At 71.1% G+C, this 26,996-nt stretch carries 21 protein-coding genes; 10 read left to right on the forward strand and 11 right to left on the reverse strand.

Annotated elements, in window-relative coordinates:
• Positions 1 to 126 precede the first annotated feature (126 nt).
• On the reverse strand, positions 127 to 1,491 hold the full coding sequence (locus ACOZ38_RS22125; protein ID WP_424533094.1) for a xylan 1,4-beta-xylosidase: 1,365 nt from the start codon (positions 1,489 to 1,491) through the stop codon (positions 127 to 129).
• 164 nt (positions 1,492 to 1,655) lie between these two features.
• On the opposite strand from ACOZ38_RS22125, the gene ACOZ38_RS22130 reads away from it, so the two are divergent.
• A complete protein-coding gene (locus ACOZ38_RS22130) occupies positions 1,656 to 3,077 on the forward strand; it encodes an FAD/NAD(P)-binding protein (RefSeq protein WP_424533095.1) in 1,422 nt (473 codons plus the stop codon).
• On the opposite strand, the gene ACOZ38_RS22135 is transcribed toward ACOZ38_RS22130, so the two are convergent.
• The 3 genes from ACOZ38_RS22135 to ACOZ38_RS22145 form a co-directional block, all read right to left on the reverse strand.
• Positions 3,061 to 3,804, reverse strand: a complete 744-nt coding sequence (locus ACOZ38_RS22135) for a polyprenol monophosphomannose synthase (RefSeq protein ID WP_405148334.1) — start codon at positions 3,802 to 3,804, stop codon at positions 3,061 to 3,063. The two genes, ACOZ38_RS22130 and ACOZ38_RS22135, sit on opposite strands and share 17 nt — an antisense overlap.
• Complete coding sequence (gene lnt, locus ACOZ38_RS22140; RefSeq protein ID WP_424533096.1) at positions 3,804 to 5,420, reverse strand: apolipoprotein N-acyltransferase; 1,617 nt, start codon at positions 5,418 to 5,420, stop codon at positions 3,804 to 3,806. Before lnt ends, ACOZ38_RS22135 begins: the two co-directional genes overlap by 1 nt.
• Before the next feature lie 580 nt (positions 5,421 to 6,000).
• Positions 6,001 to 8,103: a HelD family protein gene (locus tag ACOZ38_RS22145; RefSeq protein WP_424533097.1), complete on the reverse strand. Its 2,103-nt coding sequence runs from the start codon at positions 8,101 to 8,103 to the stop codon at positions 6,001 to 6,003.
• Between the two features lie 33 nt (positions 8,104 to 8,136).
• Between ACOZ38_RS22145 and ACOZ38_RS22150 the strand changes: the two genes are divergently transcribed.
• From ACOZ38_RS22150 to ACOZ38_RS22180, 7 genes are all read left to right on the forward strand, one after another.
• Positions 8,137 to 8,331 carry a hypothetical protein gene (locus ACOZ38_RS22150; protein WP_424533098.1) on the forward strand — a complete coding sequence of 65 codons (195 nt, stop codon included), beginning with the start codon at positions 8,137 to 8,139 and terminating at the stop codon, positions 8,329 to 8,331.
• Positions 8,332 to 8,614: 283 nt separating this feature from the next.
• Positions 8,615 to 9,817: an ROK family transcriptional regulator gene (locus ACOZ38_RS22155; RefSeq protein ID WP_424533099.1), complete on the forward strand. Its 1,203-nt coding sequence runs from the start codon at positions 8,615 to 8,617 to the stop codon at positions 9,815 to 9,817.
• Between the two features lie 44 nt (positions 9,818 to 9,861).
• Positions 9,862 to 11,193, forward strand: coding sequence for an ABC transporter substrate-binding protein (locus tag ACOZ38_RS22160; RefSeq protein WP_424533100.1), 1,332 nt, complete (start codon positions 9,862 to 9,864; stop codon positions 11,191 to 11,193).
• A gap of 4 nt (positions 11,194 to 11,197) precedes the next feature.
• Positions 11,198 to 12,163, forward strand: coding sequence for a carbohydrate ABC transporter permease (locus ACOZ38_RS22165; RefSeq protein WP_405148326.1), 966 nt, complete (start codon positions 11,198 to 11,200; stop codon positions 12,161 to 12,163).
• Complete coding sequence (locus tag ACOZ38_RS22170; RefSeq protein ID WP_424533101.1) at positions 12,160 to 13,047, forward strand: carbohydrate ABC transporter permease; 888 nt, start codon at positions 12,160 to 12,162, stop codon at positions 13,045 to 13,047. The genes ACOZ38_RS22165 and ACOZ38_RS22170 overlap by 4 nt, the downstream gene beginning before the upstream one ends.
• Positions 13,047 to 14,321 carry a 6-phospho-beta-glucosidase gene (locus ACOZ38_RS22175; RefSeq protein WP_424533102.1) on the forward strand — a complete coding sequence of 425 codons (1,275 nt, stop codon included), beginning with the start codon at positions 13,047 to 13,049 and terminating at the stop codon, positions 14,319 to 14,321. The genes ACOZ38_RS22170 and ACOZ38_RS22175 overlap by 1 nt, the downstream gene beginning before the upstream one ends.
• Entirely contained in the window at positions 14,318 to 15,301 is a 984-nt protein-coding gene (locus tag ACOZ38_RS22180) for an N-acetylglucosamine kinase (RefSeq protein ID WP_424533103.1), read from the forward strand. Before ACOZ38_RS22175 ends, ACOZ38_RS22180 begins: the two co-directional genes overlap by 4 nt.
• 50 nt (positions 15,302 to 15,351) lie before the next feature.
• Here ACOZ38_RS22180 and ACOZ38_RS22185 read toward each other — a convergent pair whose 3' ends face one another.
• Entirely contained in the window at positions 15,352 to 15,807 is a 456-nt protein-coding gene (locus tag ACOZ38_RS22185; protein ID WP_363921502.1) for an Lrp/AsnC family transcriptional regulator, read from the reverse strand.
• Positions 15,808 to 16,012: 205 nt separating this feature from the next.
• Complete coding sequence (locus ACOZ38_RS22190; RefSeq protein ID WP_424533104.1) at positions 16,013 to 17,272, reverse strand: MFS transporter; 1,260 nt, start codon at positions 17,270 to 17,272, stop codon at positions 16,013 to 16,015.
• A 136-nt stretch (positions 17,273 to 17,408) separates the two neighbouring features.
• Between ACOZ38_RS22190 and ACOZ38_RS22195 the strand changes: the two genes are divergently transcribed.
• Entirely contained in the window at positions 17,409 to 17,540 is a 132-nt protein-coding gene (locus tag ACOZ38_RS22195) for a hypothetical protein (protein ID WP_424533105.1), read from the forward strand.
• A 5-nt stretch (positions 17,541 to 17,545) separates the two neighbouring features.
• On the opposite strand, the gene ACOZ38_RS22200 is transcribed toward ACOZ38_RS22195, so the two are convergent.
• The 4 genes from ACOZ38_RS22200 to ACOZ38_RS22215 all read right to left on the reverse strand — a co-directional run bounded on the left by ACOZ38_RS22200 (position 17,546) and on the right by ACOZ38_RS22215 (position 23,095).
• On the reverse strand, positions 17,546 to 17,974 hold the full coding sequence (locus ACOZ38_RS22200) for a DUF3592 domain-containing protein (RefSeq protein ID WP_424533106.1): 429 nt from the start codon (positions 17,972 to 17,974) through the stop codon (positions 17,546 to 17,548).
• Between the two features lie 135 nt (positions 17,975 to 18,109).
• A complete protein-coding gene (locus ACOZ38_RS22205; RefSeq protein WP_424533107.1) occupies positions 18,110 to 19,879 on the reverse strand; it encodes a hypothetical protein in 1,770 nt (589 codons plus the stop codon).
• A gap of 108 nt (positions 19,880 to 19,987) precedes the next feature.
• Positions 19,988 to 22,354, reverse strand: coding sequence for a hypothetical protein (locus ACOZ38_RS22210; RefSeq protein ID WP_424533108.1), 2,367 nt, complete (start codon positions 22,352 to 22,354; stop codon positions 19,988 to 19,990).
• 54 nt (positions 22,355 to 22,408) lie between these two features.
• Positions 22,409 to 23,095: a hypothetical protein gene (locus ACOZ38_RS22215; RefSeq protein WP_424533109.1), complete on the reverse strand. Its 687-nt coding sequence runs from the start codon at positions 23,093 to 23,095 to the stop codon at positions 22,409 to 22,411.
• A gap of 485 nt (positions 23,096 to 23,580) precedes the next feature.
• On the opposite strand from ACOZ38_RS22215, the gene ACOZ38_RS22220 reads away from it, so the two are divergent.
• Positions 23,581 to 25,116: a sensor histidine kinase gene (locus ACOZ38_RS22220; protein WP_424533110.1), complete on the forward strand. Its 1,536-nt coding sequence runs from the start codon at positions 23,581 to 23,583 to the stop codon at positions 25,114 to 25,116.
• 10 nt (positions 25,117 to 25,126) lie between these two features.
• Here the strand turns inward: ACOZ38_RS22220 and ACOZ38_RS22225 are convergent, their stop codons facing one another.
• Positions 25,127 to 26,986, reverse strand: a complete 1,860-nt coding sequence (locus ACOZ38_RS22225; RefSeq protein ID WP_424533111.1) for a CheR family methyltransferase — start codon at positions 26,984 to 26,986, stop codon at positions 25,127 to 25,129.
• Between the last annotated feature and the right edge of the window lie 10 nt (positions 26,987 to 26,996).

Here is a 26,996-nt window from a genome sequence, read left to right on the forward strand (position 1 = left end):
CCCACCCTCGCGCCTCCCCTTAGAGGAGACTCAAGCCCATTCACCCTGGCCGCACAACATCCGGCCCGCCCGGCCTGGCCGACGGCGAGGCGCACCCGGCCGCCGCGCTTCGCCGTCGTCCGGGGGCTAGCGGTCGCTCCACCTGATCTCGTAGGGCCGCAGAGTGAACTGCTCGCCGTCCACGGTCGCGGTGATCTGGGCGCCCGCGGTGTTGACCATCACCAGTTGCCGGGGCTGCGCCAGGGCCCGCACCTTGGGATCGGAGGTGGTGACCTGCTCCACGTCGGCTCCGGCGGGGAACCACCTGGCGAAGTCGCTCACCAGCCGGCCGGTCGGGAGCGCGGCGCCGGTGAGGGGGTCCCACATGCAGCCCTGGCAGGCGCCCTGCTTGGCCTGCGGGTTCCAGTACAGCGCCGTGGTGGCGCCGCTCCTGGCGAACTCCATCATGGAGGCGGCCTGGACGGCGAGCCGCATGGGCTCGGACCACGTGGTGCCGTCCTCGGGGACGAAGTACCACTCCGACCACCAGACCGGCAGGTCACCGGTCTTCTGGCGCAGCCAGGTGGTGACCGCGCTGAACTTGCCCAGCGCCCCGAACGCGTCGGGGAGCATCTGGTGCGCGTCGGTCAGCGAGGCGCCGTCGACCACGACGAAGTCGGCGCCCTTCTTGTTCTTGAACCAGTACTCGAAGGCGTCCAGGGCGTTCTGGTTGACGACCCCCCACGGGCCCCGCAGCTCGGAGTTCCCGGTCTTGTTGCTGTCGAAGCCGATGTAGGGGCCGCCGATCTTGGCGTCGGGCCGTACGGCCTTCACCGCGTCGTAGACCTTGTTGTAGAGCTCGGTGTAGCCCTTGATGTCCGCGGGCTTGGAGTGGTCCTTCCAGAAGCCCTTGAGCTCGTTCCACACCATGAAGTACCCGACGTCGGGGTACTTCGCGGCGACGGCCGCCGACAGCTTGGCGAAGTCGTCGAAGTGCTCGGGGTAGGGGGCGTCCTCCAGGTGCTCCTTCCAGGCGGACTCCTGGGTCGGACCCTCGGGGCCGCCCTTCATCCAGTCGGGGGCGCAGCAGAGCGTGATGATCTGCGTGCCGCCGGACTGCCTCATGAGGTTCGTGCGGCTGTCGAGGTCCTCCCAGAAGAACTCCTGCGGCCGCGGCTCGGGGTTGAGCGCCCCGAACCCCATGATGTGCTGGTTCTGCAGCATCGGGGTCTGGGCGAGCGTCCGCGCCACGTCCTGCTCGAAGCGATCGGTGACGTTGTTGGCGCTGACCCCTGTGTGGGTGAACCCCCAGCGTGGCCACGCGGGGTCGGCTCCCGGCGGTTTGCTCACCCCGGCGCCGGGCGTCGGCGCCGGCTGGGCGGGAGCCGCGTCGCCCGCGGTGCCGCCGGAGGCGCAGCTCGCCAGGACCAGCGCCACCGCGAGAGCCCCCGCGGCTGAGGCGATCTTCCGGGCGGCGCGCCGCCATGCCGATCCCCCGCTACCCGATGACACCTGATCCTCACCTGATCCTCACCGCTCGCCTGGCTAGAGCGTTCCACGGGCGGCGGCGTGCCGGCGAACCGGGACCATGATTCACAGGCAAGCGTTATGGCGTGACCCAGGCAACTCGGATATTACCTACTTAACATGTAGGAAAACTCTGCTAAGCTGGCCGCGTGGCGAGCTCTCCTGTGGTCGCGGTCGTGGGCGGCGGCGCCAGCGGCACGCTGGCGGCGATCCACCTGCTCCACCTCGCCCGGGCGCGAGGGACGCCGCTGCGCGTGACGCTGATCGACCGGTACGGCAGGCACGCGCTCGGGCAGGCCTACTCCACGACCGACCCGCACCATCTCCTCAACGCCTGCGTCGACAAGATGAGCGCGCTGGAGGACGACCGCGGCCATCTGCTGACGTGGGCCCGCGAGAGCGGCCTCGACGTGGCCGCGTCCGACTTCTTCCCCCGTGAGGCCTACGGCCGCTACCTGCGCCATGTCCTGGACGCCGCGACCGGGCCCGGCCACCGGGTGACCCGGGTGACCGGCACGGCGCGGGCGATCACCCGGCAGGGGTCGCTGTGCGTGCACCTGTCGGACGGGCGGTCCGTCGAGGCCGACGCCGCCGTGCTGGCCACCGGGAACCCCACCGGCGACCCCGCGGGCACGGCCTGGCCCCACCTCGCGGGCGACGACCGCTACGTCCCCGACCCCTGGGCCCCCGGCGCCCTCGCCGGGATCGGCGAGCATGGCGACGTGCTGGTGGTGGGCACCGGCCTGACCATGGTGGACATCGCGGTCACCGTGACCCGGGCGTCCCCCGAGGCGGTGGTGTACGCGGTGTCCCGGCACGGGCTGCTCCCCCGGCCGCACCGGCGCCCCTCCCCGCCCTGCGTCGAGACACCGATACCGGACGGCCCCCTGGGCCTCGCGGCTCTGCTGCGAGCGGTCCGCGCCGCCGTCCGGGACAACGACGGCGACTGGTACGGCGTGGTCGACGGCCTGCGACCCCGCGTACCGGAGCTGTGGTCGCGGCTTCCCACGGGCGAGCAGCGGCGGTTCCTGAGCCTGGCCGCCCGCTACTGGGAGGTCCACCGCCACCGCGTCCCGCCCGCGACCGCCGACCGCGTCGCCGAGTTGCGGGCGACCGGCCGCCTGCGGGTGCTCCGCGGCCGGGTGACCGGCGCCGCGCCCGGGCACGGAGGGCTGGCCGTCCAGGTGGACGACGGGATCACGGCTCGCGAGCTGCGCGTCGGCCGGCTGGTGAACGGCACCGGCCCCGCGTTCGGCATCGCCCGGGACCCTCTGGTGGCTCGCCTGCTCGGCGACGGCCTGGTGCGGCTCGACCCGCTGGGGCTCGGGCTGGACGCCGATGCGGGCGGCAGGGTGCTGGACGCGGCGGGACGGCCGGACGACCGGATCGTCACGCTCGGGCCGACACTTCGCGGAACGCGCTACGAGACCACCGCGATCCCCGAGATCCGGGCCCAGGCGGCGGCTCTCGCCCCTCACCTGCTCAAGACGGTCACCTCTGGCGACCCGCCGGCGCAGTGGGGCCCGGCCCCGCTGCGCGGTGGGCGGCGAGAGGTCAGCGGGCCCTGCTGATGCGGCGCGGCAGCCCGGCGACACCCCACAGGGTGACCCGCCACAGGGCCTCGGCGACGACCGAGCGGCTCATCTTGCTCGCCCCGACGATGCGGTCGACGAACGTGATCGGCACCTCGACGACCCGCAGGCCGTTGCGGATGGTGCGCAGGGTCAGGTCGACCTGGAAGCAGTAGCCCTGGGACTCCACGTCGTCCAGCCCGATCTTCTCCAGCGTCGAGGCGCGGTAGGCGCGGAAGCCCGCCGTGGTGTCGCGCACCGGCAGGCCCAGCATGAGGCGGGCGTAGGTGTTGGCCCCACGCGACAGGAACTCCCGCCGGGCCGGCCAGTTGACCACCTTGCCCCCGGGCACCCAGCGCGACCCGATCACGAGGTCGGCGCCGTTCGACAGCGCGTCGAGCAGCAGGGGGAGCTCCTCGGGCTTGTGGGAGCCGTCGGCGTCCATCTCGACCAGCACGTCGAAGCCCTGGGAGAGGCCCCAGCGGAACCCGGCGATGTAGGCGGCGCCGAGCCCCTGCTTGCTGGTGCGGTGGAGCACGTGGACGTGGTCGTCGCCGGCGGCGAGCTCGTCGGCCACGGCCCCGGTGCCGTCGGGGCTGTTGTCGTCGGCGACCAGCAGGTGGGCGTCGGGCACCGCCGCCCGCAGCCGTCCCGCGATCATCGGCAGGTTCTCGCGCTCGTTGTACGTGGGAACGATGACAAGTACCCGCCCGAGGATCCGCTCCATCACCCGTCCTCTTCATCGGTTTCATCGGTTCGGTCCTGTTGTGGCGCCGGGCGCCGCCGGAGGGCGGCTGCAAGGGCGCCTGCCCCGGCCAGCAGCAGGGCCCACTCAGGCAGGGCCCCGACTCGGGTCGCGAGGGTCTCACCCGTACGGGCCGGGACGGTCACCACGGCCATGTCCGCGACCCGCTCGGCGGTCCGCCAGTGCACCTGGCCGCCCGGGTCGACGTAGGCCGAGATGCCCGTCGTGGCGGCGGTGATCACCGCCCGGTTGTGCTCCACGGCCCGCAGCTGCGACATGGCGAGCTGCTGGGGCGGGAGGTTGGTGAGGGCGTAGGTGGCGTTGTTGGTCTGCACCACGATCGGGGTGCCGCCGGCGCGCACGGTGCTCCGCACGATGTCGTCGAAGGCCACCTCGTAGCACTCGACCGCGCCCACCGTCACCGGCCCCATCCTCAGATCACCGTCGCGGGTGCCGGCCAGCGACTGCAGGCCGACGAGGTTGATGCGTTTGATGAACTTCGCGAGAAGGTCCTTGAAGGGGACGAACTCGCCGAACGGCACAAGCTTTCGCTTGTCATAGTAGGCGCCGGGACCGCTCGCCGGGTCCCACACGATGCCTCGCGTGTACCTGTGCTGCCCGTCCGCTGATCGCACCACCGCGCCCACCAGCACCGGCACCCCGATGTCGCGTACGGCCGAGTCGATGATCCCGTAGGCGAAGGAGCTGCGATAGGGGTCGATGTCCGTGGAATTTTCAGGCCACACCACGATGTCGGGCCTTTGGACCTTCCCCGCCCGGACCGCCCGCGCCAGCTCGTGGGTCTTGTCGGCGTGGTTGCGCAGCACGACGGAGGGCTCGTCGCCGAGGAAGCCCATGCCCTGGCCCGGAACGTCGCCCTGGATCACGCCGACCCGCACGCTCCCCGCCTCGGCGCCGGGGCGCGGCACGGCGTACCCGAGCAGGGGCACCGCCACCGCACCGGCCAGCAGGAACGCGATCTCCCTGGTCCACCGCCGGGGCGCGAGCCGTACGGCGAGCAGGGCCAGCAGGGCCCCGCAGAGCACCACCGCGAAGGTGACCAGCGGCGCGCCGCCGAGCGCCGCGTACGGGGTGAACGCCGAGCGGCCCTGGCTGAACGCGACGCGCACCCAGGGGAAGCCGCCCACCGGGAACAACCCCCTGGCCCACTCCTGCGCGACCCACAGGGCGGCGACCCACAGGGGCCAGGCGCGCAGCCGGGCGACCAGGGCGACCCCGGCGGACATCGCGGCGAAGAACAGGCTCTCGACCGCCACCAGGATCAGCCACGCGTCGTCGCCGATCGGCCGCACCCAGGCGAGCGCGGGGAACAGGAAGGCGGCGCCGCCGAGGTACCCGAGCCAGGCGGCCCGGCGGGCGCGGACGCCGCGGACCGCGAGCGTGAGCAGCGCGACACCGGGGGGCGCGAGGAACCACAGCCCCGCCGGGGGGAAGGCCAGGAACAGCAGCACCCCGCCCACCAGGCAGGACGCGAGCCGCCACAGGACGCGCGAACGAGACGGAGCGCCGGAAACGGCCGGCGCCCGCTGGTCGTCCTGCACCGTTCGCTGGGCCACAGGGGCGGGGTCTTCTCTCACGGGTCCATCGGTAACCACCGAACGCTACCGCCCAGCGGACCCGGCTCCAACCGCCGGGCTGGCGCGGCGGCGAAAGATCACGCATGGTGATCCCTGGGTCTCCCCCTGCTTGCGCGGGGAACCCAGGAACCACACTGCGGTTGCGGCACGGGACGGGAAGAGGGCCTGGACGACCCTTCGGACCGGATCCGTCCCGTCGGCGGCGAGCGCGGAGTTCCGTTGTCTACTGGGTGTCCAGGCCCCTCCCGGGTCCAACCCCCCATCCGGCTGGGGTGCCCCGACTCGACGGAACGCCAGCGCTGCGCCTGGCTGAGCAGACGGAGTCGTGCTCCGTCATGACGCAGAATCCGACGATGTCTGAAGACGGCCAACCGGTAGTCCCGTGCTGGACTGTCCAGCAAACTACCGACCTCAGCTCAGATGTCAACCGTGTCCCGATCAGCGGAAACACCAAGTTTTCGCAGCTAGGACAGGAGACGTGAGTGCCGTCAATGCCGTCATGTGTACCGATGTCCGCACTCGGGGAGGCGTATTTATGGCGCTCGCTCCACTCGCGCGGCGTGACGCGGGCCCCCGCCGGTCACGTGCCGGCGCACCTGGACAGCACGGCGGGCAGTTCCCCGGTGTGGACGACCCCAAGCCTCCGGGTCGCCCGGGTCAGGGCGACGTAAAGATCGCTGGCCCCGCGTGGCGACTCGGCCAGGATCTCGCCGGGTTCCACGACGACGACTCCGTCGAATTCCAGGCCCTTGGCGTCCGCGACGGTCAGCACGGCGACCGGGGCCTCCAGCGCGTCGGCTCCCGGCCCGGCCACCGCGCCGGGGACCGACGAGGTCACGGCCTCGCCGAGCTCGGCCGCGCGGGTCTCGGGGACGATCACGACGAGCCGGCCGCCCTCGACGATCTCGCCGCGCACGATCGGGCCCAGCTCGCCGGTGCCGCCGACGCGGCGCGCCCAGGGCCGTACGCCGGTCTCGCGGACCGACTCGGGAGCCCTGAGGTCCGGGCCGACCAGCTTGAGCACGTCGGCGGCGACGGCCATCAGCTCCACAGGGGTGCGGTAGTTGACGGTGAGGGTCTCCTCGCGCCAGCGCCCGCCCGCGTAGGAGTCGAGGACCTGCCCCCAGGAGGCGGTTCCCGCGACCGAGCCGGTCTGGGCGATGTCCCCGACGATGGTCATCGACCGGTTCGGGCTGTGGCGCATCAGCATGCGCCAGGCCATGGCCGACAGCTCCTGCGCCTCGTCCACGATGATGTGCCCGTACGCCCACGTGCGGTCGGCGGCGGCGCGCTCGGCGGTCGTCAGGTGGATGTCGTCGCCCCGGTGCCTGGCGGCGAACCGCTCGGCGTCCATGATGTCCGACATGCCGGTCAGTTCGAGGACCTCGCGGGCGTAGGTCAGCTCGGAGTCGCGTTCGGCCTCCTCGGCGCGCCGGGCGGCGGCGAGCTCCTCCTCGGCGTGCATCGCGGCGGCGCGGAGCACCCCGGCGTCGATGTCGCCGAGCAACTCGGCGGCCTCGTCCAGCAGCGGCACGTCGGCCTCGGTCCAGTGGTCGCCGCCGCCGCGCGGGACCTCGCGGTACAGCGCGTCCTGCTCGGCGGGGGTGAGCCCGGCGTACGCCATGCGCTCGCGGGAGCCGAACAGGCCGATGAGGAGCCGCTGGGGGGTGAGGTAGGGCCACAGACGGTTGAGCGCCGTCTTCACGGCGGGCTCGGTGCGCAGGTCCTCGCGCAGGTCGGCGAGGTCGCCCTCGTCGAGCATGCCACGGCCGAGCGCCTTGGCGGCCTGTTTGGCCAGCGCGTTCAGGATGTGACGGACGAAGACGGCCCTGGCCTGGTTGTGCGGGCGACGGCTGCGCGCGGCGCGGTTCCTGGCCGCGTCGCAGGTGCGCTGGTCCAGCCGGAGGGTGTACCTGCCGAGGTCGATGTCGATCGGCCGCCTCGGCACCCGCTGGCGGTCGTGCACGGCCTTCGCCACCACGTCGGCCATCCGGATGGAGCCCTTGATCTCGGCGGCCCGGGCGGACTCGCGCGCCGTGGCGGTGATCCCGGGGTACAGCTCGGCGACCGTGGACAGCAGGACGTCGGTCTCGCCCAGGGAGGGCAGCACCTGCTCGATGTAGCGCAGGAAGGTGAGGTTCGGGCCGACGATCAGCACGCCCCGGCGCGCCAGCCGCTCGCGGTGGGTGTAGAGCAGGTAGGCGGCGCGGTGCAGGGCGACGACGGTCTTGCCTGTGCCAGGACCCCCCTGCACCACCAGCATGCCGTTGAGGTCGCTGCGGATGACGCGGTCCTGCTCGCCCTGGATGGTGGCCACGATGTCGCGCATGCGCCCGGTGCGCTTCTCGTCCAGGGCGGCCAGCAGGGCCGCCTCGCCGTTGAGCGTGGCGCGGTCGGCCTCGGTCAGCCGGTCGAGGTCGAGCAGGTCGTCGTCGACGCCGATGACGCGCCGTCCCCTGGTCTGCAGATGGCGCCTGCGGGTCACGCCCATCGGGACGGCGGGCGTGGCGCGGTAGAACGGCTGGGCCACCGGGGCGCGCCAGTCGATGAGCAGCCGTGCCTGGTCGTCGTCCGACAGGCCCAGGCGGCCGATATAGAGGGGTTTCTCCCCCGTAAGGTCGAGGCGCCCGAAACACAGGCCGTTCTCGACGGCCCACAGCCGCGCGAGGCGCTCGGAGTACATCCCGGCGAACGAGTCGCGCTCGGAGCGGTTCTGGTGGGTGCCGCCACCGCCCTGGGCGAGTACGCCGTCAAGCTGCTTCCGCGTGCGCGCCCGCAGCAGGTCGAGCCGCTCGTAGAGCCCGGTGACGTATTCCTGCTCCTTGGCGAGCTCGATTTGACGGGTAGCCCCTGCTTCATTATTATTGGTAGTAATGTGAAACTCCGGGCCTTTTATGCTATTTATGTTTAATGTGACGACAAGGCCTCAGAATAGCAGATCGATCCGAGGACATTCCGTTCACTCCGCCGCCCTCCGAGGCGGCTTTTTCGTTTCCCCGCCAGGCTCGCCGGCGGGATCACGGCACGTCAGCCCGCCCTCGCCCGCTACCAACCTGGTCACAGGTTGGTAGCGGCTATTGACCCTGCTCGGGGCCGTGCCTGTACGTTCCTTACAAGTTAGGAACCTTTCCTAACTTCTGCCGGAACGGTCCCGTGTATAGGGCGCGCCGGCGGCTGGAACGAGGAGCGGTACGGTGAACACGCAGCCGGGAACGCCGAGTCTGTTGCGGGCGATCAACGATCGCGCCGCCCTCCAGGTTCTGCTCGAACGCGGGCCGCTCACCCGTCCCGAGCTCGGAGCGCTCACGGGCCTTTCCAAGCCCACCGCCTCCCAGTTGCTCTCGCGGCTGCAGGACGCCGGCCTGGTCGTGCTGGACGGCATCCGGGAGGGCCTGCCCGGCCGCACGGCGGAGCTGTACCGCATCAACCCCCTGGCCGCGTTCGTGGTCGCGCTCGACGTGACCCCCGCGCGCATCGCGGCCTCGGTCGCCGACATCACCGGCGCCGTGATGGCGGAGTACCGCCTGCCCACCCCCGGCAGGAGCGCCGGCGACGTGGTCGAGAAGGTGCGCAACGCCGTCAACGGGGCCTGCCTCCAGGCGGGGGTCGACCCGGCCGCCCTGCACCGCGTCGTGATCGGCATCCAGGGAGCCGTCAACCCCGTCACGGCCAGGCTGGGCTACGCCGCCCACATCCCGGGCTGGCACATCCCCGACCTCGTGGGCACGCTGCGCGACGGGCTCGGCGTGCCGGTCGACGTGGAGAACGACGTGAACCTCGTCGCCCTGACCGAGCAGGCCCACGGCATCGCGCGCGGCCACGACGACTTCGTGCTGCTGTGGGCCGACGAGGGCATAGGAGCCGCGCTGGTGCTCGGCGGGAGGCTCCACCGGGGGGCCACCGGCGGCGCCGGGGAGGTCGGCTACATGCCCACCGTGGGCGCGCCGACGTCCAGGGAGACCGGCAAGCGCGGCGACCACGGCTTCCAGGCCCTCGCGGGCGGCCCCGCCGTGCTGAAGCTCATGCGCTCCCACGGCCTGCGCGGCCAGGACCCCGCGCACGCCATACGCAACGCCGTACGGGACGCCGCGCTGGGCGGCGTCCGGGGCGAGCGCGCCGGGCGGGCGCTGCGCGAGATCGCGGCGCGCCTGGCCATGGGCCTCGCGCCGATCACCGCGGTGGTCGATCCCGAGCTGGTCGTGCTGACCGGCGGCATGCTGCTCGCCGGTGGGGACGTGCTGTCCGAGCTCGTCGAGCAGGAGCTGCACGCGCTGACCTTCCCGCGCCCGCCCGTGCGGATGTCCACCGTCGAGACCAACCCGGTGCTGACCGGCGCCCTCGGCCTCGCCCTCGCCACGGCCCGTGACGAGATCTTCAGCTCGACCGTCCCCTCCTAGCCCGACCCTCCTGATCATCCACCACCCCATGGGAGGCATCCCCCGTGAAATCACCTCTGCTGCTCGTCGCGGCGGCGGGTCTCGCCGTGCTCGCGTCGGCCGCCTGCACGGCGGGCACCGAGAACGCGCCGAAGCCCCCGGCCGCGGGAAGCACGCCGGACCGGCAGCCCGTCACGATCACCATGTGGCACGGCTTCAGCGCCGACAACGAGCTCAAGGCGTTCGACGACGCCCTGGCCGGGTTCAAGCAGAAGTATCCGTGGATCACGGTCAACACGACCAAGGCGATCCAGGACGACCAGATCATCCAGTCGGCCCGCGGCGGCAACCCGCCGGACGTGGCGCTGTCGTTCACCACCGACAGCGTGGCGACCTTCTGCAAGACCGGGATCTTCCAGGACCTCAAGCCGTACCTGGCCGCTAGCAAGATCGACGAATCGATCTTCCCCAAGGTGATCGCGGAGTACACCCAGTACGAGGGCAAGCGCTGCGTGATGCCCATGCTCGCCGACACCTACGGCCTGTACTACAACAAGAAGCTGATGAAGGGCGCCGAGCCGCCGAAGACGCTCAGCGAGCTGACGGCCCTGGCCAAGAAGCTCACCGTGCGCGACGCGCAGGGGAACATCAAGGTCGCCGGCTTCGTCCCCAGCAGTCAGATGTACGAGAACGCCCCGATCCACACCGGCACGATGGTCGGCGCCAAGTGGACCAACCCCGACGGCACCTCGGCGATCGGCTCCGACCCGGCGTGGAAGCAGCTCATGACCTGGCAGAAGGACCTGGTCGACTGGTTCGGGTACGACAAGCTGGAGAAGTTCCGCAAGAGCCTGGGCGACGAGTGGTCGGCGGACAACCCGTTCAACAAGGGCAAGGTCGCCATGGCGATCGACGGAGAGTGGCGCAACGCCATGATCGCCGCCGACGCCAAGGACCTCGACTACGGCACCGCCCCGCTCCCGGTGGCCGACGACAAGCCCCAGCTTTACGGTGGCGGCTTCATCGCGGGCACGGTCATCGGCATCCCGCGCGGCGCCGAGCACCCCGAGGCGGCCTGGGACCTGGTGAAGTACCTGACCACCGACACCGACGCCGTGGTGAGCCTGTCCAACGCGCTCCGCAACGTGCCGAGCACGCTGCCCGCGCTCCAGTCGCCGAAGCTGGACAAGGACGCCAACTTCCAGACCTTCCTCGACATCTTCGCCAACCCCAACAGCAGCACGCTGCCCGCGCACATCAACTCGGTGTTCAACCAGCAGACCCTGCAGGAGGCGCAGATCAAGTGGGAGTCCGGCCGGGCGCCCGATCTGGGCGCGGTACTGACCGAGGCGGACAAGAAGATCAACGACAAGCTCAAGCTGACCGCGGGCAACTGATCACATGGCCACGACGACGCTCGGGCGCGGGGGGACCGCGGTGCCGGCCAGGCACAAGGGCCGGTACCGCGGGGGCCTCATGGCGCTGCTCTACCTGTCCCCCTGGCTGGTCGGGTTCACGGTCTTCTTCGCGTACCCGCTGATCGCGACCGTCTACTTCTCCTTCCAGCGCTACGACCTGTTCACCCTCGAACCGGTCGGGTTCCTGAACTACAAGTACTTCTGGCAGGACGAGGCGGCCTGGACGTCCATCAGGAACACGCTGTGGCTCGTCGCGGTCATGGTGCCGCTGCGGGTGCTGTTCGGCCTCGGCGTGGCACAGCTGGTGACCAAGCTGAAGGCGGGCGTCGGGTTCTTCCGGACGATCTTCTACCTTCCCTCGCTGGTGCCGCTGGTCGCCGGGACGCTGGGCTTCGTGTTCCTGCTCAACCCGGGCACGGGGCCGGTGCCGACGATCCTCAACGCGGTCGGCATCCCCTCTCCCGACTGGTTCGGCGACCCCGCCTGGTCCAAGCCGGGGCTGACGCTGCTGGCGCTGTGGTCGGTGGGCGACCTCATGGTCATCTTCCTGGCTGCTCTGCTGGACGTGCCCAAGCAGCTCTACGAGGCCGCGGCCCTGGACGGGGCCGGCGGGTGGCGGCAGTTCTTCCACATCACCCTGCCGGTGATCAGGCCGGTGCTGATGTTCGCCACCATCACCGGGGTGATCCAGACGCTTCAGTACTTCACCCAGGCCATGGTGGCCGCCCGGGTGGCGTCGGGGTCCACCGACTCCGCCGGGTCGGTCTTCACCCCCGGCTATCCCGACCAGTCCACCCTGACCTTCCCCGAGTGGCTCTTCCAGGAGGGTTTCCGTGACTTCGCGATGGGTTACGCCTGCGTTCTGGCGCTGATCCTCTTCGCGGTGTCGATGGTGTTCACGATCTTCCTGCTGCGCCAGTTCCGTGGCCTCGCCGAGGAGGAGGCATGACCGTTGCCCTCACGCCGTCTCCGACGGCCCGCGCGGCCGGCGCGCGCCGGCCGCGCGACCACCGCAGGCGCGCCGCGCTGGGGTGGATCGCCACCCACGCGCTCGCCCTCGCGCTCGCGATCATGTTCCTCGGCCCGCTGGTCTTCATCGGCCTGACCGCCGTCATGACCGACCACCAGGCCCTCACCTCGCAGCTGTGGCCCGCGGACTGGGAGTGGGGCAACTTCGGCGACATCTTCGTGAAGGCGCCCCTGCTCACCTGGATCCTCAACACGCTGATGTACTCGGTGCTCGCCACCGTGTTCATGCTGGTCTCGTCGATCCCGGTGGCGTACGCGCTGGCGCGGTTCCGCTTCCGGGGGCGCAAGCTGGCGTTCCTGCTGGTGATCACCACCATGATGCTGCCGCCGCAGGTCGTGGCCGTGCCGATCTACCTGATCTGGGCACGGTTCCACCTCACGGGGACGCTGTGGCCGCTGATCATTCCCATGCTGCTCGGCGACGCGTTCTCCATCTTCCTGCTCCGGCAGTTCCTGGTGACGATCCCGAAGGAGTACTCCGACGCCGCGCGCGTGGACGGCTGCGGCGAGTTCCGCACCCTGATACGGGTCATCCTGCCGATGGCGCGGCCCGCGATCGCCGCCGTCGCGCTGTTCCAGTTCTTCTACTGCTGGAACGACTACTACGGGCCCCTGCTGTACGCGGGGACCGACACCTCGCACTGGACGCTGTCGCTCGGCCTCGCATCCTTCAGAGCCGTGCACCGCGTCCAGTGGAACCTGACCATGGCCGCCACCCTGCTCGCCATGGCACCGGTGATCGTCGTTTTCTTCTTCGCCCAGAAGGCATTCATCGAAGGCGTAAAGCTGACGGGAGTCAAGTGATGAAACTGGCCGTTGTCGGGGGCGGCTCCACCTACACGCCGGAGCTGATCGACGGGTTCGCCCGCCTGCGCGACGAGCTGCCGCTGTCGGAGATCGTGCTCATCGATCCCGACGAGCGGCGCCTGTCCCTGGTGTCGGCGATGGCGTCGCGGATGCTGCTGCGGGCCGGTCATCCGGCCACGGTGAGCACGGCCACCACCATCGAGGACGGGGTCGCGGGAGCGCAGGCCGTACTGCTCCAGCTGCGGGTCGGCGGACAGGCGGCGCGCGCCGTCGACGAGACGCTGCCCCTCGCGTGCGGCTGCGTCGGGCAGGAGACCACGGGGGTGGGGGGCCTGGCGAAGGCGCTGCGCACCGTGCCGATCGTGCTCGACATCGCCGAACGGGTGGCCAAGGCCGCCCCGGACGCGTGGATCGTGGACTTCACCAACCCGGTGGGCATCGTCACGCGGGCGCTGCTGCGGGCGGGGCACCGGGCCATCGGCCTGTGCAACGTGGCGATCGGCTTCCAGCGGCGCTTCGCCGCCGGCCTCGGGGTCACGCCGGACCGCATCTCGCTGGGCCACGTCGGGCTCAACCACCTGACCTGGGAGCGGGCCGTCTACCTGGACGGAAAGGACGTGCTCCCCCAGGTGCTCGCCGAGCACGGCGAGGAGATCGCCGCCGACGTCGGCCTGCCCGCGCCGCTCATCCGCAGGCTCGGCGTCGTGCCGTCGTACTACCTGCGCTACTTCTACGAGCACGACGCCGTGGTGGCCGAGCAGAGGTCCAAGCCCTCGCGGGCGGCCGAGGTCGCGGCCATGGAGGAGTCGCTGCTCGCGATGTACGCCGACCCGGCCGTGGACACCAAGCCCGAGCTGCTGGAGAAGCGGGGCGGCGCCTTCTACTCGGAGTCGGCGGTCGCGCTGATCGCCTCACTGGTCAACGACCGGGGGGACACCCAGGTCGTCAACCTGCGCAACGACGGCACGCTGCCGTTCCTCCCCGACGACGCGGTGATCGAGGTGCCGGCGCGCGTCGGGGCCTCCGGAGCCGTGGCACTGCCCGTCGACCCGGTCGAGCCGCTGTACGCGGGGCTCATCGCCCACGTCACCGCCTACGAGGCGCTCGCCCTCGAAGCGGCGCTGCACGGCGGCGTGGACCGGGTCACCGACGCCCTGCTCGCCAACCCGCTGATCGGGCAGGCGTCCCTGTCGGCGGACCTGGCCGAGCGGCTGGTCGCGGCCAACCGCTCGTTCCTCCCCTGGGCCGGCGACGGGGCGGTGCGGGCGTGAGGACCGTGCTCGCCGTCGACGGCGGGAACAGCAAGACCGACGTGGCCCTGGTCGGCGAGGACGGCACCGTCCTCGCCCGGGGCCGGGGCGCGGGGTTCGTCCCGCAGAGCGCGGGAGTGCCCGCCGCGATCGACGTGATCGGGGAGGCCGTGCGGCTCGCGCTCGGCGCGGGCACCCCGCCCCCGTACGCCGACCACGTCGCCGCCTACGTGGCCGGGGCGGACCTTCCGATCGAGGAGGATCTGCTCCGGGAGGAGATCCTCAGCCGTGGGTACGGCCGCGAGGTCGTCGTCGGCAACGACACGTTCGCGCTGCTGCGCGCGGGGGCGTCGGAGCCGTGGGGCGTGGCGGTGGTCTGCGGCGCCGGTATCAACGCGGTCGGGGTCTCCCCCACCGGCGAGGTGGCCAGGTACCCGGCTCTCGGCAAGATCAGCGGGGACTGGGGCGGCGGCCTCGGGCTGGGCGAGGAGGTGCTCTGGCACGCCGTGCGCGCCGAGGACGGCCGGGGCCCGGCGACCCTCCTGCTGGACGCGGTCCGCCTGTTCTTCGGCGCACGGCGGGCCGAGGAGGTGGTCCTCGGGCTGCACTTCGGCGACCTGTCCTCGGAGCGGCTCCACGGCCTCGTGCCCGACCTGTTCGCGGCGGCGTCCGAGGGGGACGCCGTCGCGAGGGCGCTGGTGGAACGCCAGGCCGACGAGGTGGCCGTCATGGGGGTGGTGGCGCTGCGCCGCCTCGGCCTGCTCGCCGAGCCCTGCGAGGTCGTGCTCGGCGGCGGCGTGCTGACCGCCCGCGACCCGCTGCTGATGGAGCTGGTCGGGGCCAGGTACGCCGCGCAGGCCCCCCGGGCCACGCTGGTGGTCGCCGACGTGCCGCCCATCGTCGGCGCCGCGCTGCTCGGCCTGGACCGGCTCGGCGCCGGGCGGGCCGCGGCGGAGCGCCTGAGGGCGGCCTTCACCGGGGCCGTGTCCACGCCGGTCTGAACCCGTTCCGGGGAGTGAGCGGCGGCGGGGACCCCGCCGCCGCGCGACCGCTAGGAGGTGCCGGCCGTGAGGTCGGGCGTGCGGTGCTCGTACGGGGTGCTCAGCACGATGGTGGTGCGGGTGGAGACGTTGGCCGAGGCCCTGATCTGCTGGAGCAGGTGCTCCAGCGCGATCGGGGACCTCACCCGCACCTTGAGGATGTAGCTCTCGTCGCCCGCGACACTGTGACAGGCCTCGATGGCGGTCAGGTGCTCCAGCTTCTCGGGGGCGTCGTCCGGGGCGGAGGGGTCGATGGGCTTGATCGACACGAACGCGGTGAGCGGCAGGCCGATCGCGTCGTGGTCGACCAGGGCGGCGTAGCTCCTGATGACGCCGCGCTTCTCCAGCCTGCGCACCCGCTGGTGCACGGCCGACACCGACAGGCCGGTCTCCTTGGCGAGGTCGGTGAAGCTCATGCGCCCGTCCGCGGCCAGCAGCGTCACGATTTGGCGATCGATCTCCTCCACTCCGTAAACGGTAGTCCCCCCTGAGCCCGTTTCGCCGTCCAAGTGGTCACGGCATGGTCCCAACCGGAGCCACCGGCCACGGGCGCCCGCGGATTCAGGGTGGGTGTACCACAACCAGTCATTCGACACGAACGTGTCATAACGTGAGGAAATGGAGTAACCGACTCCTTGGTGGACAAGCCGCTGTAGAACCCCGGCCGGGGCGTCATGCCGAGGGAGACGCCGGCTGCGGCAGGCGGCCGGTGCTCTCCAGCCTGGCGAGGCCGGCCGCGCCGCACAGGCCGACCACGGCCATGGCGATCCAGGGCAGCCGGTGGACCCCGTGCCCGCCCGCGAAGTCCCACATCGCCCCCGTCGCGAGGCCGCCGAGCGTGATGCAGACGCCGGACACGGTGGCGTACAGGCCATAGTGGGTGGCCACCAGCCGGCCCCGGGCCAGGACGACGATCACGTCCATCTCGAACGGGCAGATCAGCATCGTGCCGAGCGCGAGCAGCACCGCGGTGAGCAGGATCGGCGTGATCCCGACCAGTTCCCCCAGCTCCTCGGGGCCGGTGCGGAGGGCGGCGGGCGAGCCGACGACCACCAGCGGGACGAACGCGGCCCCGGTCACCGCGAGGCCGCGCACCAGGCTCTGGGTGGAGGACCAGCGCCGGCGCGCCCAGGCGGTGACCCTCGGCTGGCCGACGATGACGACGAGGGCGGACAGCGCGAACATCTGGCCCATGCCGATGTCCTGCTCCTCGCCGAGCGCGTCCCCCATCACCAGCGGCAGCGCCAGGTAGACCTGGAAGGACAGCACGTACGACGTGGTCATGGCGAGGGAGAACGCCAGGAACAGGCGGTTGGTGAGCACCGTCCGCCAGGCTTGTCCCTGAGCGGGCGCGCCGCCCGCCCGCGCGGGAAGCGCCCGCGCCTGGAGCACGGTGAGCACCGCGAACAGCGCCGCCGCCACGACCGAGACGGCGCGGAAGTCCAGGCCCGCGAGGGCGAGCCCGGCCAGCGGGCCGAGCAGCAGGCCGGCCTGCCCGGCGATGTTGAACAGCCCGAACGCCTCCACCCTGCGGTCGCCCGCCTCCTGCGCCAGGTACGCCCGCACGCCGGGGTCGAACAGCGCCCCGGCGAACCCGGTCAGCGCGGAGGCGGCAAGCAGGGTCGGAATGGTGCAGGCCACCCCGAGCAGCGCGAAGCCCGCCGTGCGCAGCGCGCAGCCGGCCACGATGGCCCGCTTGCAGCCGAGCCGGTCGGCGAGGTGCCCTCCGGCCAGGCACATCCCCCGCTGGCTGATGTTGCGCACGCTGAGCACCAGGCCCACCACCCACGCCGCGTACCCGAGCCCCTGGGTGAGGTGGCTCGCCAGGTACGGCATCAGCAGGTTGAAGCCGAGCTTGACGGTGAACTGGTTGAGCAGAAGCAGCCGGACCCGCCCGTTGAAGCCGGCCAGCCGTCGCCAGGCATTGGTCAACGGACGTCTCTCCTATCACTCTGAGTAGTCGTGAAACTACAGAGAGATAGGTGAACGGCCGCGCAGGCGGCGGTTAGCGCCGCGCTCACCTCCGGATCAAGCCCGTCCTGAGGAGGCCAAGGTCGCGGCGCCTCTGATGGGACGCCGCGGCAGCTCCGAGCACCGCGAGTTCGCCGAGGCGGTCGAGCGGCGCGACGCCGGGGCGGCCAGCGAGATCATGCGCGCGCACCCGCGGCGCACCGCCGACCGCGTCTCCCACACCCCCTGACGCGTCTAGAGGAAGGCGACGCCCGCACGCACTCCGAGTACGAGGAGCAGCAGGCCGAAGCCGGCGAGGAGCGCTCCGAGCAGGGCCCCGCCGCCGAGCACGCTGTCGATGCGCACCTGCGTGGGGTCCGCCGGGTCGTAGATGATCGGAACCCGGTCGCCGGGCCTGGCGGGCGGCGGGTTGCTGCCCACAGGGGACTCGGCCTCGATCTGCTCGCCATCCTCGGTCGTGAACCGCAGAACCGGGTGGTAGACCGAATTGAGCCGCCTCTCCCTCCGGGTGCCGCCGGCCCCGACCGCGTGCAGCCGCACCACCTGGGCGCGCCCGCGCCGGCCCCGCCTGCGGAAGTCGCGCGCGTTCAAGATGACCGCGCCTCCGAGAACGGCCATGATCGCACCGATGGTCCCCACGATGAACGCCGCGTTGTCCGACACCCCGCGACCGTAGCGCCCGGCGCTTGATCACCGCTTGCACCGGGCCGCCGGGCCCGGACGGCGGCCGTGACGGGCGGGCGCCGGTGATGGCACCCGCCCGTCACGGCCATGTCCCTCGGCCGTCCCCGGGCTGCGTCAGCCGCGCCTGGTCGAGCCGTTCAGCACGATGTCGTCGACGGCGATGGCGCCGCCCTTGTTCAGCCCCCAGATCAGGTAGTAGTCGGCGAAGTTCTTGGTCGTGAACGTCACCGAAGCCGTCTTCACATCACCGTCAGAGGTCTCGTCCCACTTGGTGAACCCGGCGTCCTGCGCGATCCCGCCGCTCGCGGTGCGCGCGAGGACGTACGGGTGGGCCGGGGATCCGTCCGGCCCGAGCAGCCGGTACTTGAAGGTCACCGTGTAGGAGGTCAGCGGCGCGAGCTTCAGCTTGGCCGGGTCCGACCACAGGAACTCCTGCCACTCCTGCGTCGCCGGGGCCTCGCCGTACGAGGAGTACTTGCCCGAAACCAGCCTGGCCGGGTCCGCCGTGAGCTGCCCCTGCGCCCGGAAGTACAGCGACTTGCCCAGCGAGCCCGACTCGAAGTTCTCCCTGAGGCAGCGGCACGGCCCCGACGAGCCGTCGTAGAGTTTGCTCCACGTCACGTCGGCGCCCATGGCGATGTTCTTCGCCGTGACGGTGATCTCCTGCTCGTCCAGGGCGGCGGGAACGGTGGTCTCGAAGCCGTGGTGCGCCCCGTACTGCGGGAAGGCGGCGCCGATGTCCGGACGGGAGACGTTCGCGGGGACGGTCTTGACGATCTTACCGCCCGCGCTGATCGACACCCAGAGGGGATCGGTGGTGTCGAGGTCGAGCGTCCAGCCCCTGACCAGCACGTTCTCGCCCTGCCAGGTCACCTCGTCCAGGGCCCCCTGGACGCCGTGGTCCTCGTCATGGTCCCTGCAGCCCAGGGAGGTCCTCACGCCCGCCGCGGAGCCGTTCAGGCAGATCGTGTGCTTCCCGTTCGGCAGGTCGTGCCGCACCCACACCTCGAAGCCGTGGCTCGGCCCGTAGGCCGGATAGGCCTGAGCCGCACCCTGGTGCGTGAGCTGGGCGGGCACCGTGAGCACCTGCGTCGTGTCCCTGATGACGTCGACCTGCGCCGGGCCGTAGGTGTAGGGGTCGATCAGCCACCCGCGCAGGACGGAGAACCGCCCGCTGGAGACGGCCACCGTGTCCTCCCGCTCGATCGCGCCGAACGGGCGCGTGTCATAGCCGATGCAGCCCAGGTTCGTGTACGTGTAGTTGACGTACGCCTGCACGCAGATCGTGTGCGCTCCCCTGGCCGCCGGGAGGGGGACGGTGAAGTCGAAGCCGTGGTAGTCGCCGTTCCCGACGTCGGGCCGGTAGGCGTTGGCCACGCCCCAGTTCTGCTCCCCGGTCTCCTTTCTCGCGACGACCTGGACGGCGCCGGCGGGAGCCGACTGATTGAGCGCCCACCCCCTGAGCCTGGCCAGTCCGGGCTCGAACCTGATCTCGTCGAAGTACCCGACGACGGTGGCGGCCAGGGAGTTCTGCCCGGGAGCCGCGGATTTCGGCGGCTCGGCCGAGGAGAAGCCGGCCGGGGGCCTGTCCAGCCTGGTCGTCGCCGGGCCGGCGGCCTTCTGGGCGGCGAGCGACGGCAGCGCCCTGCGGTCGGCCTCGGTGGGCGTGTACGGCTTGGTCTTTCCCGATCCCTTGGTCTCGCCGGCTCCCCCGGGCTTGCCGCCCGGGTCCTTCCCGGCGGCCCGGACCACGTTGACGGGAGCGGTCGCGGACGGTGCCGCCGTACGGGCGGACGTGCCGGCCTGGGCCGGGAGGACCGCCATGGCCAGCAGCAGGGGGGACAGCAGGCCCGTGGCCAGGCCTGCCGCGGTTCTTCTTCGCATAGGTCTTCCTCTGGTTGCCCTTCGCGGGCGGTGGATTGTGCGAGCGGGGGCCGGTGACGAGGCGCGCGTGCCGTACGGCCGGCCCGCGCGCCTCTCGGATACCGGTTCCTACGCCGCCGGGGCGCGCAGGACGGCGTCGAAGCTCTCCACCACCGCGATCATGTTCTTGACCTCGGGGACGCCCTCGGCGTAGACGCCGGAGGCGAGTTCCTTGGAGTGCTTCTCGTACCGTGAGAGCAGGACGTCCGCGGCGTGCCGCGAGAAGCCGAGGACGGTGTTGGCGAGCGGGTCGCCGGTCCACAGCTCCGCTGGCAGCGGGCTCCTGTCGTACCAGCTCAGACAGTCGCGCAGCCATTCGTGCGACTGCCCCACGAACGGGTCGAACGAGACGGGGCTCGCGCAGGCCGAGCCGGCCCCGCCCACGGGGTCGCACCCCGCGTAGCTCTGCTGCGCCCTGCGGAACACGTCGGTGATCAGCGGGTCGCCGCCGAGGTCCGAAGGCAGCCGCTCGGTCCCGCCCAGCATCAGCTGCATGATCTCGTCCTGGCGGAGCGCGGTCGCCCAGCCGGACTCGGTGTAGGCCTGGAGCAGCCGCATGCTCTTGGTCACCTGGGCGTTGGCGTCGGACAGGGGCCGGCCGGGGGCGGTCAGCTCGGCGACCACCCTGTCGTAGTAGGCCTTCTGGCGCCCGGTGAGGAACCTGGCCACCTTGTCCCGCGCGGCGGCGAGCACCGCGTCGTCGCTGGTGAACGTCGCCTTGGCGTCGAAGACCTGCCGGTAGCCGCCGGTCACCCACGTGTCGAGGTAGTACGCGAGGTCGTGGCAGAAGTAGACGGTGGGGTCACCGGGGAGCGGCACCCCGAGGCGGGTGCGGCAGATCACGCCGAGAGGCTGGGTCTGCGTCCAGGTGCGGAACGTCTCCACCTTGCCGTCGGGCCAGGTGAGCCGCATCTTCACGGTGACCGCGAGATCGGCCCACTGCTCCAGGATCTGGCCCTCCCCGCGCCCGCCCTTGTTCGTCAGCAACGCCTGGTAGCAGAGCGACAGCGCGGGACGGTCGGCCTCGGGCAGGGCGTAGTTCGCCATGAGCACCGCGTTCGGCATCTGGGCCAGGGAGACGACGCCCGGGGTCCGGATGTCCTTGGTCACAGTGGTCCCTGGGCACGTCGAGAGGTTCTCGGAAGTAGCGGGCGACGTGCCGGCCGGCGGCGCCTGGTCGGGCGTGCCGAAGAGCTTGTAGCCCTTCGCGTCGGTGTACTCCTTCTGGAGCGGGACGAGCTTCGCCGACAGGCCGGCGACGGCGTCCTTGTAGTCCCTGGTGAGCCCCTTGAACAGCGGGTTGGTGTACGTGCCGTCCGCCGCGGGCGGGTTCAGGGGCTCGCTCAGCTTCTGGGCCGCCTTGTCGATGTCCAGGCTCGCGGCGACGATGTCCGCGGTGCGCTGGGCGTTGATGCGCTTCGCGTAGCCGGGGTTCTCCGAGGCCAGCCGCGTGAAGCCGTTGGCCATGGTGAGCCAGGCGGCCAGGTTCGGAGAGCCGGACGCCTGCTTGGGCCAGCCGTAGTTCTGCCTGCCGTACCAGCTCAGGAAGCCGTTGGCCCCGCCGGAGCTCCCGTAGGTGTCGACCACCGCGACCGGAGCGCCGGCATGCTGCTGGTAGGAGGTGGGGCTGGGGACGAACGGCTCCTCGCGCGCCTGCGTGACGGCCGCGAAGTGCAGGTCGTTCACCACGTGGGCGTACTCCTCGAACGTCGGGATCGGCTGCGAGTGCGTCGTCTCATAGCCGATGTACTCGTTCATCCCGGCGCGGGCGTCCTTGAGCTCGCCGTTCTGGAGGGACTTGATGATCTCGGCCGCCCAGACGTCCACGCTCTGCTGGATGCCCTGCAACTGCCCCTGGATCGCCGTCAGCTGGGCCGCCGACGCCTGCTGGAGCTTGAGCACCTCGTCGAACCTGCCCATCAGGCCGTCGTAGATGACGTTGAGGTTCTGGTTCACGCGGGCGAACTGCTCGTCCATGGCCTTGTGCAGGTCGGCGACCTCCTGGCGGAGCTTGCCGAGCTGTTCGAGCATCATCTGCTCGGGGCTCGGCTGACCGGCCTGGAACAGGGGCAGCAGGCCGCTGATCGCGCCGACGATGTTCCCGGTGAACGCGGCGGTACCCGCCGAGAAGATCGCCTCGACGGCGCCCAGGCCCGCGATCTTGGGAAGGTACTCGTTGATCGCCGAGGCGATCTTCACGGCCGTCTTCCCGACGATCTCGATCCGCTTGGCCATGGGCGGATCGGCCAGGCCCACCAGCTTGGCGAGGATGGTCACGCCCACGTCGACGCCGCTGATCACCCGCTGGCGCGCCTGCGACTCCTTAAGGATGCGCTCCTTCTCGGCGGTGGGGGCGCTCGGCGCGGTGCTCGACCACTTGTAGGCGCCTTCGTACTTGAGCTGCAGGTCGTCAATCGACAGGACCGCGTTCTTCACCTCCCAGTTGGCCTTGTCGACGAGTTGATGGAACTGCTTGAGGATCTCCTCCTTCTACCGGGGGTCGTCCTTGCCGTAGGCCCAGATCGCGTCGAAGTTCACCTGATCCTTCAACGGGGACTTGGCGACCAGCTCTTCGGTCGTGGCGCCCGCGCTGGCGCCGGAGGCGTCCCCGACGCGCGCGTCCCAGATCTTGACGTAGGCGTTGTCGTCGCCGAGTGCGGCGCCCATGCCCCGCGTCGCCTTGGCGGAGGCCTGGTTCAGCGCCGAGAGGGCGACGCCGGCCGAGTCCCCGAGGGACTGGTTCGCGGCCACGGCGTTCTGCCAGTTGTCGTACTCGTGGCCGGGCGTCGCGCCGAACCCGGCGAACGCCTCCTTGAGCGCCGCCGCGGCGGGCGCGAGCCGGGCATCCCCGGAGACGGCGCGGTTGATCGTCGTCAGGACGGCGACCTTGTTCTCCCACGGGGACTTCCCGACGTCCTTGAGCCGTGCGTCGAGGTAGTCCGACAGGCTCTGGAACTCGGCGGCGACCTCGGCCTCCGGCCTGCCCGGCGCCGCCTGCGCCCGGGCCGGGAGCACCAGGCCGAGGATGACGTCCCTGTAGTAGTGCGGGTCGTTCAGGCTGAGGCTGATGGCGTGCAACTGCTGGTTGATCGCGTCGGGGTCCTGGGCCTCCGGCTCGCTGTAGGCGGAGGCGGGGACCCCGTGGAGCAGGGTCGCGGTCACCACGAGCGTCAGCATCGCCGCTAGCGCCCGGGACAGCCGGGCCGCTCTCCTGCGGCGGCGGCCTTCACCTCTTCGACTCGGTCTCATCGATCATCTCTCTCGGCGGGAAGCCCGCGTTTCGGGGCTTCGCGACCGGTGCCGCCCCGGCCTGCCGGGGAGTTCCGGGCAGCGGAAAGCCCGGCCGTGTCCCCACGGCATGACAGGAGAGCGGCCCCGGGACGCCGTGGCCCGGCGAGCGGGTGGATTCGGGCACGTGTGGAAACGGTTTCAGATAACCGTCACACGTGGACAAATGGATCATTCGGTGAGTAATCCCGCAGGGTTCCGGCGCGATCCCCCACGCGGCTGAGCCGCGGTCACCCCACAGGTTGAGATCTTCCGGCCTGGTGGGCGTACGTGCGTCGCCGCCCGCCCAGGCCGATTGGGCCGCCGGCTCCCTGTGTCGCTACGATTCCGGGCATGCTCCCCACCGTTGAGATCGCGCCGGGCACGGTGTGAGCGTGCGCTGGAGCGCTCAGGCCTGGTTCAACCTGGTGCTCGTCGTGATGGTCGTCGTGCTGGGGGTGTCCACGGTGGCGGGCTCGGCGGTCCTCCGGCACACCACGCAGGTCTCCAACCGGCTGACCGATGTCATCTCCCCCGCCAGGCTCCAGGCCGAGCGCGTCCAGACCGCCCTGCTCGACCAGGAGACCGGCCTGCGCGGCTTCCTCCTGTCGGGCAAGGAGGAGTTCCTCGATCCATACCGGCGCGGGCAGGTGACCGAGAAGCAGGCCGCCACGGCCATCCGCGACCTGGCGCCCGGCGCGCCGATGCTGCGTGGCCTCGACCAGATCGAGCGGCTGAGCGCCGACTGGCGCACGCGGCACGCCGAGCCGATGATCGAACGCGTCCGCCGCCAGGGCGCCGAGAGCGTGCCCGCCGGCCAGACCGAGGCCGGCAGGCACGCCTTCGACGCACTGCGGGCCGCGCTGACCGCACAGGAGTCGGCGTGGGAGCGGGCCCGCGAGGACGCCCGCGCCGACCTGGCCTCGGCGAGAACCTCCAGGGATCTCAGCTTCGTCACCATCGTGGTGGCCTTCCTGCTGACCATCCTCGCGCTCGCCGTGCTGCTGCGGCTGGTGGTGTTCCGGCCGCTGACCCGGCTGAGCGTCGCCTCGCGCAGGGTCACCGCGGGCGACTTCGGCCACCACGTGGACACCGGCGGTCCCGCCGACGTCGCGGCGCTGGCCCGCGACATGGAGGCGATGCGGCGGCGGATCGTCACCGAACTGGAGGAGACCCGCCAGTCGCGCGAGCTGCTCACCCAGCAGGCCGAGGAGCTCAGGCGATCCAACAGCGAGCTGGAGCAGTTCGCCTACGTGGCGAGCCACGACCTGCAGGAGCCGCTCCGCAAGGTCGCGAGCTTCACCCAGATGCTGGAGCAGCGTTACGGCGAGAGCCTCGACGAGCGGGCCAAGCAGTACATCCACTTCGCCGTCGACGGCGCCAAGCGGATGCAGGTGCTCATCAACGACCTGCTCAACTTCTCGCGCATCGGCAGGCTCAACGCCGAGTCGGTGCGGCTGGACCTCAACGACGCCGTGGACCTGGCCCTGCGCAATCTCGGTGCCCGGCTGGAGGACTCCGGCGGCAGGGTCGACGTGGGCGACCTGCCGGTGATCAGCGGCGACCCCACCCAGTGGGTGATGCTGTGGCAGAACCTCATCGGCAACGCGCTGAAGTTCCGCCACCCCGACCGCGAGCCCGTGGTCGTCATCGAGGCCGAGCGCGCCGAGGACGTGTGGCGCATCACCGTGACGGACAACGGCATCGGCATCGAGCCGCGCTTCGCCGAGAAGATCTTCCTCATCTTCCAGCGGCTGCACAACCGCGACCAGTACGGGGGTACGGGCATCGGGCTCGCGCTGTGCCGCAAGATCATGGCCTATCACGGCGGCCAGATCGAGCTGGACACCGGCTACACGGGCGGCACGCGCTTCATCCTCACCCTGCCCGCCGAGGAGGAGCCGCCGGAGAAGCCGGAGAAGCCGGAGTGAACGACGCGGCTCACTCGCCGGGGAGAAGGTTCATCACGAGGATGACCCCCCTCGGCGAGGCGTCCTCGGCGTACAGCCACGAGAGCTCGACCTCGATGCGGGCGGGCCGCCCGCGCCGGTTGACGGCGTCCACGACGATCTCGGTGGTGCCCTGGCTCGCGGGGGGCGGGGCGCCCGGGGGCCGGCGCAGCTGGGGCAGGAACGTCGCGACCGGCAGGCCGATGTCCAGCTCGGTCAGCTGACGGCCGACCGCCTCGTCGTGCCGCAGGCCCCAGAGATCCTCGGCGCCCGGGCTCCAGACCAGCACCCGCAGGTCGGCGTCCACCACCGTGACCGCGTCGCCGAGGCTGCGCACGACGGAGGAGACGAAGTCCTTGGCCTGGTCGAGCTGCTCGCTGCGGGAGTTCAGCGCGTCGTTGATCTGCTGGAGCTCGTCGTTGGTCGACTGGAGCTCCTCGTTTATGGTCTCCAGCTCCTCGTTCGTGGACTGGAGCTCCTCGTTGGTGGTCTCCAGCTCCTCGTTGGTCGACTGGAGCTCCTCGTTGGTGGTCTCCAGCTCCTCGTTCAGCGACTGCAGCTCCGCGTAGGCGTGCTCCCGCTCCCTGTTCGCCTGCTGGAGCTCGTCGCGGAGCCTGCGGTAGTGCGTCACGTCGTGGAAGTTGATGCCGACGCCCGCCAGCTCTCCGCCCGGCCGGTCGAGGAGGGGGACGACGGAGATGTCGAAGACCCTCGCCTCCTTGTCGCTCGGGCGGTACCAGCTGATGTCCTGGAGGTCGGCGGGCCGCATCTCCAGCCGCACCTGCTCGATCACCGAACGCAGCTCGGCGGGCCGGTAGGAGACCTCCAGGTCCTGGAACGGCTTCCCGATGTCACGCGGGTTCAGGGTGAACAAGATCTCGGCGAGAGAGTTCACCATCGCGACGTTCCCCGAGCGGTCAATGATGATCTGGGCGACCGGGCCGGAGGCGAGCGCCGCCGCCTGGAGCGCCAAGTCGTGTGGTTGCCGATGCGGCGACATCGTGCCGCCTCCCCATGGTGCCCGCGCACCGATCGGTGACGCTCCGACCTTCTTGAACACCCGCATGCGCAGCTCCACGGGCGCGAACTTGTCGCCGTGGTTCAGCAGCATCTCGGCCTTGCCGAGGAACAGGTAGCCGGGATCGGACAGCGCGAAGTGGAACCGCCGGACGATGCCGCGCTGCGTCTCGGAGTTGAAGTACATCAGGGTGTTGCGGGCCAGCAGCAGGTCGACCCGGGAGATCGGCGCGTCGCGCGTCAGGTCGTTGCGCCCGAAGATCAGCTGGCGCCGCAGGTCACGCCGGAAGGCGAAGCCCTCCTCCACCGGTTCGAAGTAGGAGGCGCGCAGCTCGGAGGGGACCTCGTCCAGGCTGCGCTCGCTGTACAGGGCGGAGCGGGCGACCTGCAGGGCCTTCTCGTCCAGGTCGGTGGCATAGATCTTGACCCGCCGGCGGAACTGCTCCATGCCGAGCTCCTCGGCCAGTAACATCGCCAGGCTATAGGCCTCCTCGCCGGTGGCGCACCCGGCGCTCCAGACACGGATCGCCGAGCTCTCTCCCTTGCCGGCCAGCAGGGACGGGACCACGACCTCGCGCAGGGTCTGCCAGGCGGTGGGGTCGCGGAAGAAGCCGGTGACGTTGATCAGCAGGCTGTCGAACAGCCTGTTGTACTCATCGGGCTCAAGCTCCAGATGGTCGCGGTACTCCCCGTAGTCGCGGAGGTTGAGCGCCTCGAGCCGCCGGCCGATGCGGCGCATGAGAGTGGTGCGCTTATATCCCGAGAAATCAAATCCCCGAGTCTCCCTCAGCATGAAAAGGAGATCGTGGAACTCGCGGTCCTGGCCCGGCGTCACGGTGCTCTAG

It is taken from the genome of Sphaerisporangium viridialbum (assembly GCF_049674955.1).
Lineage (GTDB): Bacteria > Actinomycetota > Actinomycetes > Streptosporangiales > Streptosporangiaceae > Sphaerisporangium > Sphaerisporangium viridialbum.

Excerpts from the sequence above, each read along its gene's own strand:
- ACOZ38_RS22135 (WP_405148334.1), bottom strand. The coding sequence starts at position 3,804 with ATGGAGCGGATCCTCGGGCGGGTACTTGTCATCGTTCCCACGTACAAC.
- ACOZ38_RS22145 (WP_424533097.1), bottom strand. The coding sequence starts at position 8,103 with ATGTACTCCGAGCGCCTCGCGCGGCTGTGGGCCGTCGAGAACGGCCTG.
- ACOZ38_RS22165 (WP_405148326.1), top strand. The coding sequence starts at position 11,198 with ATGGCCACGACGACGCTCGGGCGCGGGGGGACCGCGGTGCCGGCCAGG.
- ACOZ38_RS22170 (WP_424533101.1), top strand. The coding sequence starts at position 12,160 with ATGACCGTTGCCCTCACGCCGTCTCCGACGGCCCGCGCGGCCGGCGCG.
- ACOZ38_RS22175 (WP_424533102.1), top strand. The coding sequence starts at position 13,047 with ATGAAACTGGCCGTTGTCGGGGGCGGCTCCACCTACACGCCGGAGCTG.
- ACOZ38_RS22195 (WP_424533105.1), top strand. The coding sequence starts at position 17,409 with ATGGGACGCCGCGGCAGCTCCGAGCACCGCGAGTTCGCCGAGGCGGTC.
- ACOZ38_RS22205 (WP_424533107.1), bottom strand. The coding sequence starts at position 19,879 with ATGCGAAGAAGAACCGCGGCAGGCCTGGCCACGGGCCTGCTGTCCCCC.
- ACOZ38_RS22215 (WP_424533109.1), bottom strand. The coding sequence starts at position 23,095 with ATGCTGACGCTCGTGGTGACCGCGACCCTGCTCCACGGGGTCCCCGCC.